The sequence below is a fragment of the Ruegeria sp. CG11 genome, assembly GCF_056537245.1.
In genome coordinates, this window is the sequence record NZ_JBQFRE010000001.1 from 62,127 (window position 1) to 78,429 (window position 16,303).

Consider the following 16,303-nt stretch of genomic DNA (forward strand, 5'->3'; position numbering starts at 1 on the left):
GGTTTAGTTTCGTCTAGGACGTTTTGGCAGGAAAGCAGCTCAGGAAGAGCCCTGTTTGGCTGATGTATTAGACCCGGCAATTAGCGATCAGTCGTCCGTGATTGTAGCGACCGCAGCTACCTTCGTTGTTGGAGTATTTTGCGTATTCGAATGCAGCTAGGTCGGAATATGGATTTACTGTGTTTACACCTTGTGTTGAAATCGGAATGATACTTGGCCGGGGTGTGAACGCCACACCAATATCGTGCAGTAAATGATAAAATTTTCGCCTTAGGATTGATACGCCTCGGGTGAGTGAAAAGGCAGTCACAAATCATGTTTGGCCCCATCGAGCGCAGACATTTTCAACTGTTTTCAACAAAAAGCGGTCAGTTCTACGCAGACTTACTTGAGCACCTAGAAACTAAAGTACTGAACTTTTCAACGGAACTGCTGAAGAAGAAAGAGCTTCAGGCGGCAATCTTTGAGTTCATTGAACACAAGCAGTGGCAACTCGAACTTGAAAAAGATGAAGATCTAACTTCGGATAATCTACCAATCCATACCTCTGTATATTCTCGCCTCTGTCAATGCGGTTGGTTGGTCGAGCACAGAGTGGGCTTAAAGACGGTAGTTGATCTCGACAGTGAAGCGAGACTGTTACTTCAAGCACTTCTAGATATCAAAAATGGAAAAGTTCGCTCATTTGGGGGCGAGGTTCTACAGGTGAATACACTCGTAGAATCTGCAATCAACAACCCTGATGAAAAGGCTCAAAACATAATTTCAGCGGGCAACCATTCCCGACGCTTCATGACCAACCTTCGGGCGATCATTGGAGCTATGAGAAAGATTGAGCAGGATATGAAAGGGCATTCTACCGTTGGAGGCGTCATAAATAGCTTCTTTGTCACATACGTTTCCAATGAACTGATATCAGACTTCAAAAAACTCCGCGCCAGTAACAACCCTTATCGTTTTCGACATCAATTACTGGAGCGCGTGCAACTACTGATGGAAGATGACTTAAGGCTGAAAGACTTGGTGAGGTCTTACGTTGGAGAGTTAAATCTGAGTCCTGAGAGCGCCGAGGAATCTATTCTTACAGACCTCAATACAATCTTCGAAGTGTTCCGTGTCGTCGACGTTCATTTGGACATGATCGAAGCGGCCAATCTACGCATTGAGCGTCGTATTCGAAATTTGGCGCGCTTTCTTGATCGCATGGGCGACGATCAAACCGGGCAGTTCGTTGAGGCTGCTAAAGTTCTTGGAGCGTCCAACATTGCAGCAGATAAAGATCTCAACATCCAGTGCAACCTGATCCAATTCGAGCGGCCCGTTGGCCCAGGCTCTCTTTACAAAGCCCGCAAAAAGCCTAGGCCAACACCTCCTGTTGTCGCGCGGAAAAAAGTGAGAGATCCGGCGTTAATCATGTTTGAAAACGCGAAACGCTTTTATGCAGATCGAGCACGCGTGAGTGAAGCCAAAGTGAGGATCTATCTCGAACGGGAGCTCAAGGATCGAGAGGAAAAATCTGGTTCAGAGATGCAGATTACTAACCTGGATGATTTTTTCGTATTCGAAAGGCTTCCGCATCTGACGACTCAGTTTCCTGACGGGCTTGAGGAGTACGAAGTTATAAAAGAACCCGGGTTGATCGACAACGACTGGCTAATTACCCCGAACTTCAAAATCCGCAGATCGGCCCCGATAGAAACACTAAACACTAAACACTAAAAAAATTGGAGAGCGGTGGTGATCCTCCTAGAAGAATTTGAAGATCGCATAGAAAAAGAGAAACGGGAAAACCCACAGGCGGGAGAAGATGATGAGATTGTCGCCCGGTTTCAAAAGGCAGCAAGAGAGCTTCTCTTGCGCCAAGTCTTGCACGCTGATGATAATCAGAAAGCCCACTACCAGATTATTGCTCGTCACAGGTCTTACTTTCAGGCTCTAATGGCGTCCTTTGGCTATGGGCTGACCTACGATAGCACCTATCAGTACTTTCACCTGAAGCCTGGTCAAATTGACGTTGAGTCGCGCCGCGGTGCATTCAAGAAGGACGAAACTATTCTCCTTTTTGCCTTACGCATCATGTGGGAAGAAGGTTCGCGTGACGGCGAAATGGATGAGTTGGGCCGGATATTGATCGACACCAACCTTCTGTTGGATCGCTACATGACTATTGGCGGCGGCGAACTGCCATCGACACCTCGCATCAAAGAAATCCTGAATAAGCTCGCTGACCGCCGTTTCATTCGCTTTGGCGAGGAAGACAAGGAAGAAGAAGTCCTAGAAGTGAGTATTATGCCGGTGATTGCCGAGCTAGTAAGTCCGGAGTTGGCTCAGGAAGTCATAGAGTTCGCCGAGGATCCAATCACCAGAAACCCTGAAGGTGATACCATTTTCGAATGCCTCGAAACCAAACGAATGGCTGCCGAGGAGGCTGCGGCCCAAGCATTAGATGACGAAAAACAGAAGTTTCAAAAAGACGATGTGGCAGAACCCGAACAGCCTGGTCTTTTTGTTTCCAAGTAACAAGGTATCCAGATGTACAAGTTGATCCGCATCTCCGCAATGAATTGGAACTTGATCGATGTCGAGGATATCGAAATCAGGAATACAACGGCTATCATTGGTCGAGTGGGCGTTGGAAAATCCACCATACTGGATCTCGTTCAAACTGTGTTGAGCGGCAACCAAAAGCGCGATCTGCGCCTCAACCGAGCTGCTGGCAGCATAAAATCAACCCGAACCGTTCAGGAATATTGCCTAGGCGTCACGGAAGAAACCAAGGCCCTAGGTGAAGTCCGTAATGTTTGCGATTCTATCGTCGCGTTGACGTTTGAACACTCTAGGTTGAAGCATCAGGTTTCCATTGGCCTCTGGCTGCACGCTGACGATGAGATGCCTAAAGAAATTACCAAGATGCGGTTCGTGGCAGCGGGTGCCGGGTTCAGTTTCAACGAGCTTGCTGACCGAGATGATGAAGGGCAAATGATCGTGGCCTCGCCCGAGGTTCTGCTGGACCGTCTGAAAGAGAGGTCTGGCAAAGGGTGGGAGACCTTCAACAACAAGGCCGGCGCATTTGTCGACCACTATTTACGGACAATGCGGATCAAAGGTGCCGCGCCGAATGCTACACAATACCTCAAGCGCCTTCGCAACGCGATTGCCTTTGAAGAGATCGCTAACCCGACCGATTTTATCCGAAACTTCGTACTCGAAGAGCGCCCTATTGAGACAGATGCGCTGAAAGAGAACTTGGAAACCTGGGAAGAAATTTCTGCCAAGATCAAGGAGATTGAGGAAAAGATCAAAGAGGTCCGCCGTATTCAGAATATTTACGTTCGGTATGGCGAATATATTCAAAACGTTCAGCACAATGAATTTCGGCAGACCTGGCATGGGATTCAAAAAGAGAAGGCCATAGTGAAAAGCCTCGCAACAGAAGCCTCTCAAAAGAAAAGACGATTGGACTTCTTGAAGTCGGAAAAGATCAGGATCAAGGCCGAGATCAGGTCAGACGAAGAAGTGTTGGACCGAAAGCAGGCTTTTGTTTCATCCAGTGGACTATCTGACAGTCGAGAGGCAATCCGCCGTGAGATCGAAGCACTCGAAAAACAGATGGGAAATAGCGCTGACTTGATCGTGTCTTCGTTCAGAAAGGCACTCGATCTTAAAGGTACTGAGCGTTTGGATAGATACCTTCCCGCAAAGGTAAAGATCGCGAGGAAGGAGATTGAAACGATTGAGACCATTCGAGACAATATCCGAAAGACTGGCAATATCGGACTTCCAGTGGATGTCTTGCTCGAAGCGCTAGCGACCATCAAGTCAGTTGGAAATCACATTGACGCACTGGACGCCAATCGCGACACCGAGTCACACAAGCTGCGTGATCTCGAAAAGAAGAAAGCAGACCTCGACAGGCAGTTGCGAAATCGACATGGAAAAGGACCCATTTTGGACCCGCAGGTTCAAGACTACCTGAACGATTTGGTGAACCAGGAAATTGTTGGTCAAGCACTCCCCTCTATTGTCGACATCACTCCCGGAATGGACGGCTGGGTTCGCGCGGCCGAGAGTGTATTGGGGCCGTATCGACAGGCGATTTTTGTCGACCCAAGTGACTTCGATGAGGCGTTTCGCATCATGCGCGGAGGTCGCCGACATGGCTACCAGTACTATGACCGGGTTCGCCTGATTAAAAGCGACAAGATTGCAAGAGGCTTCAAAATGCGACCGGCAAAAGAGGGTTCAATTGCTGCCGTTTTGAGCACTGAGAATGAGATCGTCCGCAAATTTCTGGATGACATGTTGGGCTCTATCATCATGGTCAAGGACGAAGAAGATCTCAAGAATTATGAAAACGGCGTTGCCCGGTCAGGTGCGCGAAGTGAACGGCTGACGGTACGTGTTACAAAAACACAAGACCCAATTTTGGGTCAGGCCGCGCAAGCAGCTATGTTGGAAACCTTACAAGTGGAATCCCATCAAATAGCTCGGGAAATAAAAGTCTGGACCAGCTTGGTCCGCGACATGCGCAGCGGGATCAACGCATTGTCTTCTGCATCTTCGATTGATGTTGAGGATGTTTCCAAGGCAATCCATTCTCTGAACCAGGCCAAGGGTCAGATCGATGATCTGAAAAAGCGACGTGAAGCGGAAGAACCACCGGAAGTCGCAAAGGTTTTGCGAGAAATCGACAGCATCAAAGACGGTATCAAGTCTCTCCGAGATATGGTCGAAGAGGACATCCCGGAAGAGGAAAAATCAATCTCTGCTGAGTTGGGTAAGATTGAAGAAAAAGTATCTGAACGGACCCGGGAACTGAAAGAACTAGAAGAAAGAGCGGAAGTGATGCTTCAGGCCGATTTCGGTGAGCCCTACGATACTTTCAGGAAAGCTTTCGGCGATATCGAGCATAAGGGCCGCGGCCACCGTCTGTCGAGCATCAAGGAAGTACTTGAGCGCAGCAATACCGAGGACCCCGATTGGCATGAAGAACAAACTGTTAAGCTGAAAGCTGAGCGCAGGGAATTCGATACCCCTGATAAGCTACGGAACCTGAAACGTAACCTTGGTGATATCCATGGGTATCTAAGGAAGTATAACGAAGATGGCAAAGTAGGCTCGCAAGATCCTGAGCAGATACTGCGATGGTTAATTGCTCGCTTCTTCACGCTTCAGGACAACGAGCTTCGGCATTATCAGGGCGAAGTCGAAGAGCGAAAAGCAGAAGTGCGCAATGAGGTGCGCGAAATCCTTGTAATGAAATTGCATGACAGTTTCCAAGGGGCGCAATCTGAGCTAAAAAAGCTGAACAAGCGGCTATCCAAGCACAAGTTCGAGGGTCTCACGTATTTCTTTAAGCGCTCGGTAGATCCCTCTATGCAGGCTCTCTACCAAATGTGTCAGCAGGTTGCGGCGGACCCAACCAGGGCTAACGAATTCCTCACACATGGCGGTAATGCTCAGCTTGATGAAGCGGTTGAAATTATCCGCGGAATTTTCACCAATGAGGGCATTGAATCCAAGTTTGTCGACTATCGACAGTACTTTCGCTACGAGCTCAACATGACAGCAGATGAGGTCGATGACTATATCATCGACAGTATGGATGACACCGGCGAGGCACCGAGCAATGTGAAAATTCTTGGTAGTCTGTCCGAGCGGTCTGCAAAGGGGTCTGGTGGACAGAAGCAGACGCCGTACTATGTGGCAATCGCGGCCTCGATGGCAGCTGTCTATTTTCCCAATGCACGCCCAGACGACAACGAGGGCATGGGATTGGTTTGCTTTGATGAAGCATTCTCAAAACTGGATATCAAAAACACACAGCAACTCATCCGCTTCTTTCAGGATTTGGGTCTACAAATTCTTGTGGCGGCCCCTGAGGAAAAGAGAACGAGTTTCATGGAGTTGATGGACACAATCATCAATATAGCCAAAGAACCTGGTAAGACAGAGTTGTACATCGATCCCGAATACCCAAAGCAGAAACTTAGAGAGGAGCTTATGGCCGCCAATCCTGAACGTATCGGGATTACAGGATTTCGTGCTAAAATCAGGGAGGGAGACACCATCGCAAATTTGGATGTTTCTCAAGCCGGAAATGCGTAGACGACACACAAACTCAATGGCTCTATTCAATCGTCTTCTAGATCGTTTTGAGGATGCGATGGGTTCCCAAAAGCCTGGCAACCAGTTTGCTGAATTTGTTTCACAGCGCTTTGATTCACTTGCTGAAGAGCAGAGTTTCAAGATTTCAGTTGAGCACGCCGAGCAAACAGGAGCCGTGAGCTTGGAGATGGACAAGGGCGACAATGATCACCTGATGAAGCGAGTGACCCTTGTTGATGCGCAGCGTCTGTATGAATTTCTTGGACGAACACCAAAGAGCGACAAACTGGCAGAGGCTAAGAAAGTCATTGACGCGTTTGTGTTGACACTATCTTCAGAACATCGTCCACACGCATCAGAGGCTGCCGAGAAACTTTTGAAGCAGTGGAAATCAAACAAGCGTCCTCATCGCCTCAGCGAGACCGACATCGATGCCGTCTCGGATTTCTTGAGAGCCTATGGTGCTGCCCTCGCTAAGGAAGATTCGGATGGGAGAGATCTCAGGACCTATTCCCGGGTCAGTTGCGGGGACTCGAAACTGATCGAGAGTCAGCTTCCTAAGATCATTTCCGAACTACGGGAACAGCAGAAATTCGGGCCTGATCTCAGCGACGATGCAATCGTCTCAGAGCTTGGCTTGGATAAGTTTCCACACTTGGTACAATTCGCCGCCGATATTCCATTTTCAAAAGCCCATTTCCAGAACAAGGTTCATATTGGGATTCATCCTAGGATGATTGAAAAACTCGAAGTTCCACCGCTTCATACTTTGATAACTGTTGAAAACTATGCCAGCTTCAATCGGTTTGTATCGGAGGCCATGGAACCGAGAATGGCTGTTGTGTACACAGGAGGGTGGCCTGGATCCGGAGAAAAAGCCTTAATTAGGAAGCTTTCTCGACATCTGAGTGAGGGAGTATTTCACTGGGGCGACATCGATATGGCAGGAGCCGCTATCGCAGACGCGGTGTGGCGGATCGTTGAATGCCCATTTCAACTTCACATGATGTCTCCAGACCTTGCGCGTAAATTCGGAACACCAAGTTCTTTTGACAAAATCTCTGTAGACCCCAAGTCTCCCTCATATGAATTGATCCATTGGCTTTCAGGTGAAGATGCCCATCGCTTGGAGCAAGAGGAACTGGATCCATGCCCAGTGCCTACAAATGCCAAAATCAAGCTTTGATTTAACAATGGTTGCACCACATTAGCATTCTTGGTTAGCGCATTTTGCCGTTGTACAAGCCGATCACTTTCCGCGGTCGTCTCCTCCAAGTGCTCCTTGACTTCACGAAGCTTGCCTTCGAGTTGAACAACTCGCGCCGTTTCGCTTTTCGAAGTGCAGTCATTGAATGAGACGACATCGTAAAAGAGAGCGGTTTTCGCTTCTTACCCGCGTCCTGCAAACTGGACGGCCAGTGTGCCAAATATGCTCAAACATTTCCTCCGCGACCATGAACTGGAGCGGTTTGGTTGCTTCATCGGACTTTGATGTCGTCACGGGTTTCTCCTTCTTATTTGGATGTGGTCACGTTCGGTTTTGCCGAGGGTCCACTTTGAATTGCTTACTCTCGACGCGGATCTGGTTCTCAGTATCACTACGGTTGAGCCAAAGGTTGGTTGCAACTGGAATTTTGCGCCGGAAATCTCGAATGGGGACTACAAACCGCGATGTTCAAAAAGGACAAACTGCCCTATACACAAATGACTAAAAGTTGGGTTTCAGAGCATCCGCGAACACCATGAAGCCTTATTCCACGTTGGACAAAGCTTCCAAGTAGTCACACCATCTCTGTGTAAACTCTCTCCTAAGTTCTTCCATTTCAGCCCTCGCATAAATTGCGTCGACATCTCTTGTTGAAGATTTGTGATTGCTTAGCTTATCGCGAATATCCCTACTACCACCCACATCCTTAACCCATGTCAGTCCCGCCCTTCTGAGATCGTGACTGGACATTTCTTCATTTATGCCAATTTTGGATCTCTGTTTGGCGATTGAATGAACTACGTAATCCTTCGTTACTTTAAAAACTGAACCTTTTCTTTGTCCAGACAGACCTTCTAGTAATTCTACAGATTGAGTGCTCAGAAAAACTTTGTGCTCCTGGCTGTTTTTCACTTTCTCGGCCGGGAGGGTCCAAATGGCTTGTTCGATATCGATTTCACTCCAATCCATTTGCGTGACTTCGCCAACACGGCTAAATGTCTGAGCTTGGAAAAGTAGAGGGAGCCAAGTTTTTTCGAGGTACTTTTCACCCTTTGTCATGAACGCGACAAGATCATCTTTTGTTGGAAAGTATTGATTAGGTGTGTAGTCTAGTCTTTCTGCCAATTGCCCTGGATTGGGGTGGTCACGAGGGAGCCACGCCTTTGCGATGGCACCTTTGGTTTTGATGCCAGAGCCAACTGAATAAATTCGACTGATCAAAGCTCGTACGTTTTTAGCTTGCTTGGGTGCGCCCGCGCCGGTACGCCCACCAAAGTTATACAAATGAAAAGTGAGTTCTTGAACATCCTCATAGGTAACGTCGAGTGCCATTTTTGATCCCAGCTTGGGGCGAATGTGCAGATTGATTCTGTCTTGGTCTTGTTGCCAAGACTTCCTCTTTAGCTTGGCATACCGGTCTAGGAAAAGATCACAGAGGTCGCTTACCGTTAGGCGTTCTCCCTTTTTTTCTCGTAGCTTAGGAACTTTCCCTGCAAGCCTTTGAGCTCGAAGATCGCTGTAATATTCTCTTGCTTGCTCTAAGTCCATCAATCCGTCAGCTCGTTTTCCAAACTTTCCAAACGTCAACTGATTTTGCTTGTTAGTAGCCGGATGCCTATACCGGTAAATGATGGATATGCCCTTTCTGTTCCCGCATTCAAATCTCAGTCCAGGATGCATTGGGTCAGAGAGCTTTTGGCCGGGCCTCATGACTTCAAGAGTTCTAGTTGTAATTTCGGTACGAATTTGTCCGCCGCACATGTCGCGCGCTTGAAGCAGTACGCCACGCAAACAACCTCTAGGATTGAGCGAAAGGGCCTCTTCAATCAGTGGCGCAATCTTCTCTCTAATCGATTTTTTTTCCCCCACCGACAACCCGTGCTATGAGTTGCGGCGACGCTTTGGCATGAATCGATTTTGTTCCAGGAAGGAAGAAAAACTTCTAAGGTCAACGTACGTAGCGCGGCCAACTTTAATCAGTTTGATCTCACCATGTGCTGCTCGGTCATAAATTGTACTAGCTGCCCAGCCAGAAAACCCTACAAAATCAGGGCGCAGCTTCATTGTTTGCGGGATTTGTTTGAGTTGCGTCATAACTTATCTCCCATAAATGTGTTTTGGTGGTTGAATATTTGAGAGGAGTGCCCCCTATCGTGTCAACTAAAAAAATCCACCTAAAGGATTGATAAGAATAAAATAATTTTTTATCCTTGCTGGTCGGTAACGTGCCAAGAATAGTTTGCAGTTTTCGATTACACCAATGTTGGGAACAAGAGCTGCGTACGATGGTATCGAATCACTCTGAGCCTCAGTCGAGAATGCAGCGAAAGCTCCTTGCGGCATCTAAAGTGGGTACATGACACCTCTACAGCATTGGGTTTAAGGCTTAAGTCATCTGCGCATTATAGTTTATACAATTTGGCTCCGATTTGTTTGGGCGAAATTGCTTGTTGGGTCACATTCCATTTTGGTTGGAAGTCGATCCGCATGCAAAATTTGTCTTTTGGTACAAACTTATCCGCGTTCGCCTTTGGAATTTGGAGTTCGCTCAACTTCTATTTCAATTTCGGCAATCAACTGACTGAGTGTTAAGCCTAGGGCTTCGCTCAATAGATTTAATGACTGTAAGGTCGGCTGGTGCTTGCAGCTTTCCAGTAGCGACACATATCGCATGCTCCTGTTTGCGCGATGCGCAAGCTCCTCTTGAGACAATTTTGATGCCTGACGATGCCGTCGTAAGACTTTAGCAAACGCGATGAGTAGGGGGTCGGTATTTGTTTTGGCCATCTTTGACAAATCAAGTATGGCGAGCCATCATTCTATGAAGTAAACTGTGAATGCGGGAGCTGAATTGAGTCCGTCAACCCAACCCAACCCAACCCAACCCAACCCAACCCAACCCAACCCAACCCGTCCCGGGCCAGACGCCTGTTGCACTTCACTGAACGCATGGAGAGGAACCATATGAGCGAAGTAAATCTTTCACAGGCACAGATAGCCGAGTTGGTCGAACAGGTTAAACGGTAAATTTTGGAGAGCACTACTGAAAAAAAGTTCACGACTTGCTGCGCCGGCGAGGAACACAAAACCCAGGAAGTAGCACATCGACCCGCTGGCAGGCCCAGATCGAAATACACTGGGCAGTTGCACCTGAAAGTTTTGAAGGAGGACGAAATCTGGTTCAACGAACTCGCGCGTGAAATTGAGGTGCAGAAGGGTAAGTTATTTAGTCTTCTTAGGCAGTGTTTCGAAACTAATAGGTAAATCAGTCCGCAAACACTTACTGCTTGTACATTCCCGACGCAGAATCTCTCCCTAACAAAGATCTGGTGAGTGGGAGACTCAGATGGCCTTTTTCTTGGATTCGAGATTTTTTCAAGAATCAAGTAGTGTGCTTCGAGCGAAGCAGTGGCTAGGAAAGTGAACTCGATTAGAGATAAGTGAGGCGGGATCGAAGGACCATTCTTCAAGCCTTTGAAATAAATTTAAAAAATAGTTTACTCCCATTGTTTTGGGTACAGGGGGTCGTAGGTTCGAATCCTGCCGCCCCGACCACTTCTTTCCTTCATATCGGTGAACCACCCATCGTCTGGAACAGCGCGCCAAGCGCCTGATCCAGATTCTTGCTTTCCACTGGGACGTTGACTGCAGGGCCCTGTTTTTGGGGCACGCTAAAGAACAGCTCGGCATCCACGCGGTAGCCCGAGGTGTTCTTGGTCGATGTCATCCGCATGACACTCTTGGGCAGGTCCTGCGGGTATCCATCATAATTGAGAATCAGAAAAGCGGTTGTGTCCGGTGGCAGCAACTCGGTGCATTCATAGACCCGATTCCCGATTTTCTGGAATTGCTCACCGGGCCCGGCACATTGGGTTTCGAACGTATCAAAAAGCCGTTCAGGGTATGTGTCGAACTGCGCGCTGCGCGTTGGCTGGGGCACATCTTGTGGTGTGCAGGCCACGATCAACGCCATTACGGGAAGTAAGCGAAACACCAACATTGGATCTGGCCCCCTCGATAATTCGTTTTTCACGAAATGAATTTTGTCCAACACACCGACGAGCGATTTTTTTGATTCTTGTTCAGCCTACCCATCTTAGCGCCGGATTACCAAATGCCGGTAACTGTGCCGAGAAACACAGTTAATCCCGCTGGATGATTTTCACGGAGCGCGGCGTGGCCGGTGGATGAACCTGTGGAGGAATCGCAATCCGGCCGCAGAGGGGCCTCCGAAACCTTTGGGTCAATATAAAAGATTTCGAAAATGACTGAAAAATGACATTGACGATCTATGGCTGAATACGCCAAGTTGTATGGGCCGAAAGGGATGCCACTAAATCTGGTAGAATAACCGGAGCGGGGCATAGGGCGAGGGTCGGAAAGCACTTCTATTAAACGTGCAACCGTACGAACGGTTTCGCGCTGTCAAAAACAGCGCCGGGTCGTTTGCGTCCAAAATTTCTGGCACGGCTGACGGAACGCTAAAAACGCCCCTGATGCCAAGGGACAAGTTGATTGAATCTAGGGCTGCGGACATGAAGATTGACAGGAAATTCACCAAATCGGGGCAGGACGCGTACGCAGAGCTGGACTTTGTGTCCGCGACATCAGAAATCCGGAACCCGGATGGCACCATCGTGTTTCGCCTCGACGAGATCGAAGTTCCCGCAAAGTGGAGCCAGGTGGCCAGCGACGTTATCGCGCAGAAGTACTTCCGCAAGGCCGGCGTCCCTTCAGCGCTGAAGAAGGTCAAGGAAAAGGACGTTCCCGAATTCCTGTGGCGCTCGGTTCCGGCCGAAGGTGCTGAATTCGGTGGTGAAACCTCTTCCAAGCAGGTGTTCGACCGTCTGGCCGGTGCGTGGGCGTACTGGGGCTGGAAAGGCGGCTATTTCTCGACCGAGGAAGACGCGCGCGCCTATTTCGACGAGATGCGCTATATGCTGGCGACCCAGCGCGCGGCACCGAACAGCCCGCAGTGGTTCAACACCGGTTTGCATTGGGCCTATGGAATCGATGGCCCGGCGCAGGGGCACCACTATGTCGACTATAAAACCGGCAAGCTGACCAAATCGAAATCCGCTTACGAACATCCGCAGCCGCACGCGTGCTTCATCCAGTCGGTCGATGATGATCTGGTGAACGAAGGCGGCATCATGGATCTGTGGGTGCGCGAGGCGCGCCTGTTCAAATACGGCTCGGGTACCGGGACCAACTTCAGCCATCTGCGTGCAGAAGGCGAAGCGCTGTCGGGTGGCGGCAAGTCCTCGGGTCTCATGGGCTTTCTCAAGATCGGCGACCGCGCCGCTGGCGCGATCAAATCAGGCGGGACAACCCGTCGAGCAGCAAAGATGGTGATCGTCGATGCAGATCACCCGGACATCGAGCAATTCATCGAATGGAAGGTGATCGAAGAGCAGAAGGTGGCCTCGATCGTTGCCGGATCGAAGATGCACGAGAAGATGCTGAACGGCATTTTCGAGGCCATCCGCAGCTGGGACGGTGCGCAAGACGATGCGTATGATCCCAACAAGAATGAAAGCCTGAAGAAAGCGGTTCGCGAGGCGAAGAAGGTCGCGATCCCCGAGACTTACATCAAGCGCGTGCTGGATTACGCCAAACAGGGCCACGACAGCATCGAATTCCCGACCTATGACACGGACTGGGATTCGGAAGCCTATAGCTCGGTCTCGGGTCAGAACTCGAACAACTCGATCCGCGTGACCAACGCGTTCCTGACTGCGGTCGAGAAAGACGCGGATTGGGAACTGATCAACCGCACCGATGGCAAGGTCGCCAAGACCGTCAAGGCACGTGATCTTTGGGAAAAGGTCGGCCACGCCGCATGGGCTTGCGCTGATCCGGGCATCCAGTTCCACGACACGGTGAACGAGTGGCACACATGCCCCGAAGACGGTCAGATCCGTGGCTCGAACCCGTGCTCGGAGTACATGTTCCTGGACGACACGGCCTGTAATCTGGCGTCGATGAACCTGCTGACCTTCCTGAAGGATGGTGAGTTCCAGGCAGCGGACTACATGCACGCCTCGCGTCTGTGGACCTTGACGCTGGAAATCTCGGTGACGATGGCGCAGTTCCCGTCGAAGGAAATCGCGCAACTGTCTTATGACTTCCGTACGCTGGGTCTGGGTTATGCCAATATCGGCGGCCTGCTGATGAATATGGGCTACAGCTATGACTCGGATAAGGGTCGGGCGATCTGTGGCGCACTGACCGCGATCATGACCGGTGTGGCCTATGCGACTTCGGCCGAGATTGCCGGAGAGCTTGGCCCGTTCAAAGGCTACGAACGCAACGCCGACCACATGCTGCGTGTCATCCGTAACCACCGCCGTGCGTCGCAGGGTGTGACCGAGGGCTATGAGAAACTGGCGGTGAAGCCGGTTCCTCTGGATCACGACAATTGCCCGGACAAGCGTCTGGTCGATCTGGCCATGTCAGCCTGGGACGAGGCGCTGAGCCTCGGCGAAAAGAACGGTTACCGCAATGCGCAAGCGACTGTAATTGCGCCCACCGGCACCATTGGTTTGGTGATGGATTGCGACACCACCGGGATCGAGCCGGACTTCGCTCTGGTGAAGTTCAAGAAGCTGGCCGGCGGCGGTTACTTCAAGATCATCAACCGCTCAGTGCCGTCGGCACTGGAAAAGCTGGGTTATTCCTCGTCTCAGATCGAAGAGATCGTAGGCTACGCGGTTGGCCACGGCACCATCGGCAACGCGCCGGGGATCAACCACACGTCGCTGACCGGTCACGGCTTTGGCCCGAATGAGCTGGCCAAAGTGGATGCAGCTCTGGAAAGTGCCTTCGACATCCGGTTCGTCTTCAACCAGTGGACTTTGGGTGAGGATTTCTGCACCGGCGTTCTGGGCATCCCGGCGACAAAGTTGAATGACCCGACCTTTGATCTGCTGCGCCATCTTGGCTTTACCAAGGCGGATATCGACGCAGCGAATGACCATGTCTGCGGAACCATGACGCTGGAAGGTGCGCCGCACCTGAAGGAAGAGCATTATTCGATCTTCGACTGCGCCAACCCGTGTGGCAAGAAAGGCAAGCGTTTCCTTGGCGTTGACAGCCATATTACCATGATGGCGGCGGCGCAGAGCTTCATCTCGGGCGCGATCTCGAAGACGATCAACATGCCGAATGACGCGACCATCGAGGATTGCCAGAAGGCCTACGAACTCAGCTGGTCGCTGGGTGTGAAAGCCAACGCGCTGTACCGCGACGGCTCGAAATTGTCTCAACCTCTGGCCGCAGCTCTGGTCGAGGATGATGACGAAGCGGCGGAAGTGCTGGAAAGCGGTTCGGCGCAGGAAAAAGCCGTCGTTCTGGCCGAGAAGGTGATCGAGAAGGTTGTGGTCAAGGAAATCATCCGCAGCCATCGCGAAAAACTGCCCCATCGCCGCAAGGGATACACCCAGAAGGCGATCGTAGGCGGCCACAAGGTCTATCTGCGCACCGGTGAGTTCGAAGACGGCAAGCTGGGCGAAATCTTCATCGACATGCACAAGGAAGGCGCTGGCTTCCGGGCGATGATGAACAACTTTGCAATCGCAGTGTCGGTCGGCCTGCAATACGGGGTGCCGCTGGAAGAGTTCGTGGATGCCTTCACGTTCACCAAGTTCGAACCGGCCGGGATGGTGCAGGGCAACGACTCGATCAAGAACGCGACGTCGATCCTGGATTACATCTTCCGCGAGCTGGCCGTGTCCTATCTGGACCGCACCGATCTGGCCCATGTGAAGCCCGAAGGTGCAACCTTTGACGATCTGGGGCGTGGCGAAGAGGACGGTTTGTCCAATGTCTCGGAAATCAGTGACAGCGCGGCCTCCAAGTCTTTGGAAGTGCTGAAACAAATCAGCTCGACTGGGTATCTTCGCAAGCGTCTGCCGCAAGATCTGGTGGTCTTTAATGGCGGTCAGGCAGAGGTGAACGGCATGGCCGAAACCGCGCCCACCTTTGAAGCGCCTTCAACTGAAACCGCTGTTGCAACCAGCATGGATGCACGGACCAAAGCCAAGATGCAGGGCTATGAGGGCGATCCTTGCGGCGAATGCGGAAACTACACGCTGGTGCGCAACGGCACCTGCATGAAATGCAACACCTGCGGCGCAACCAGCGGGTGTAGCTAAGACAATCGCCCCGGCACCCCGGGGCGCAGGGGTCGGATGCTGCCACAGTGACCGGCCCCGACGAATACGGAGAAAGGGTCTGAGACTTACCTAACGACCTTTCTCCACTCGGCCGACATGCCCGTGTTGGCCGGGAACAGGGTGGGGCGGAATATTTGCTCTTTTCCACTCTTTCACGGGGCGGGTGCGCTCGTCCCATGCGCAGTCCAGGCCGCAGGCAAAAAAACACCGGGCGGTCAACGAAATGAGCCTGGAAGGCGAAACTGGCAGGGGGCTTCGGCCCCCTTTCTTTTTTCAGCGGCTTCACCCGGGATTTGAGCAGAGCTTTGCCGGATTGTGCATGACACGTCGGGCAAGACCCGCCGAATCGAGGATTCCTAGTTTTTTCCGGCGGTTGATCGCAGATGCGACTCCGCCAAACACGCGGAGATTGGCGCGAAATCGGAAACAATCCTGAATGCAGGTGACACAGTATCCCGTTGCGGTGTTTCTGATGCTGTCCGGACGAAAGACACAAAAACTCAATCAGGAGTAATCACAATGAAACCGCAAGTTCTGACCGCTATCTCTGTCCTTGCCCTTGGATTGCCGATGCTGGCCGTCGCCCAAGCCTCGGCTGACGCCAATGGGGATGGTGTGCTGACAATCGAAGAAGTGCAGGCCGTTCTGCCCGATGTTGACGCAGACGGTTTCGCGGCAATGGATGCAAATGGTGACGGCGCGCTGGATGAGGCCGAAATCGCCGTGGCGCAGGAAGCAGGTCTGCTTCCGGCGACTGACGGCTAACCCCGAAATAGAAGGCGGCCAGATCAAATCTGGCCGCTTTTACAAT

10 protein-coding genes are annotated in these 16,303 nt (G+C 51.0%); 6 read left to right on the forward strand and 4 right to left on the reverse strand.

The window, feature by feature from the left end:
- Positions 1-315 precede the first annotated feature (315 nt).
- The 4 genes from ACR0KW_RS00310 to ACR0KW_RS00325 are packed head-to-tail and all read left to right on the forward strand — an operon-like array spanning position 316 to position 7,294.
- Entirely contained in the window at positions 316-1,719 is a 1,404-nt protein-coding gene (locus ACR0KW_RS00310) for a Wadjet anti-phage system protein JetA family protein (RefSeq protein ID WP_480803233.1), read from the forward strand.
- An 18-nt stretch (positions 1,720-1,737) separates the two neighbouring features.
- Positions 1,738-2,520 carry a DUF4194 domain-containing protein gene (locus tag ACR0KW_RS00315; RefSeq protein WP_480803234.1) on the forward strand — a complete coding sequence of 261 codons (783 nt, stop codon included), beginning with the start codon at positions 1,738-1,740 and terminating at the stop codon, positions 2,518-2,520.
- Between the two features lie 12 nt (positions 2,521-2,532).
- A complete protein-coding gene (locus ACR0KW_RS00320; RefSeq protein ID WP_480803235.1) occupies positions 2,533-6,108 on the forward strand; it encodes an SbcC/MukB-like Walker B domain-containing protein in 3,576 nt (1,191 codons plus the stop codon).
- Positions 6,109-6,166: 58 nt separating this feature from the next.
- The gene (locus tag ACR0KW_RS00325) at positions 6,167-7,294 is read left to right on the forward strand and encodes a Wadjet anti-phage system protein JetD domain-containing protein (RefSeq protein ID WP_480803236.1); all 1,128 of its coding nucleotides are present in this window, start codon (positions 6,167-6,169) and stop codon (positions 7,292-7,294) included.
- 564 nt (positions 7,295-7,858) lie between these two features.
- Here ACR0KW_RS00325 and ACR0KW_RS00330 read toward each other — a convergent pair.
- The 4 genes from ACR0KW_RS00330 to ACR0KW_RS00345 all read right to left on the reverse strand — a co-directional run bounded on the left by ACR0KW_RS00330 (position 7,859) and on the right by ACR0KW_RS00345 (position 11,315).
- Positions 7,859-9,184, reverse strand: a complete 1,326-nt coding sequence (locus ACR0KW_RS00330) for a tyrosine-type recombinase/integrase (RefSeq protein ID WP_480803237.1) — start codon at positions 9,182-9,184, stop codon at positions 7,859-7,861.
- Between the two features lie 12 nt (positions 9,185-9,196).
- The gene (locus tag ACR0KW_RS00335) at positions 9,197-9,409 is read right to left on the reverse strand and encodes a hypothetical protein (protein ID WP_480803238.1); all 213 of its coding nucleotides are present in this window, start codon (positions 9,407-9,409) and stop codon (positions 9,197-9,199) included.
- A 420-nt stretch (positions 9,410-9,829) separates the two neighbouring features.
- Positions 9,830-10,102, reverse strand: a complete 273-nt coding sequence (locus ACR0KW_RS00340) for a helix-turn-helix domain-containing protein (RefSeq protein WP_480803239.1) — start codon at positions 10,100-10,102, stop codon at positions 9,830-9,832.
- Positions 10,103-10,880: 778 nt separating this feature from the next.
- On the reverse strand, positions 10,881-11,315 hold the full coding sequence (locus tag ACR0KW_RS00345; protein WP_480803240.1) for a hypothetical protein: 435 nt from the start codon (positions 11,313-11,315) through the stop codon (positions 10,881-10,883).
- A 535-nt stretch (positions 11,316-11,850) separates the two neighbouring features.
- Between ACR0KW_RS00345 and ACR0KW_RS00350 the strand changes: the two genes are divergently transcribed.
- A complete protein-coding gene (locus ACR0KW_RS00350; RefSeq protein WP_480803241.1) occupies positions 11,851-15,471 on the forward strand; it encodes a vitamin B12-dependent ribonucleotide reductase in 3,621 nt (1,206 codons plus the stop codon).
- 540 nt (positions 15,472-16,011) lie between these two features.
- Positions 16,012-16,257, forward strand: coding sequence for an EF-hand domain-containing protein (locus tag ACR0KW_RS00355; RefSeq protein WP_480803242.1), 246 nt, complete (start codon positions 16,012-16,014; stop codon positions 16,255-16,257).
- Positions 16,258-16,303: the final 46 nt, after the last annotated feature.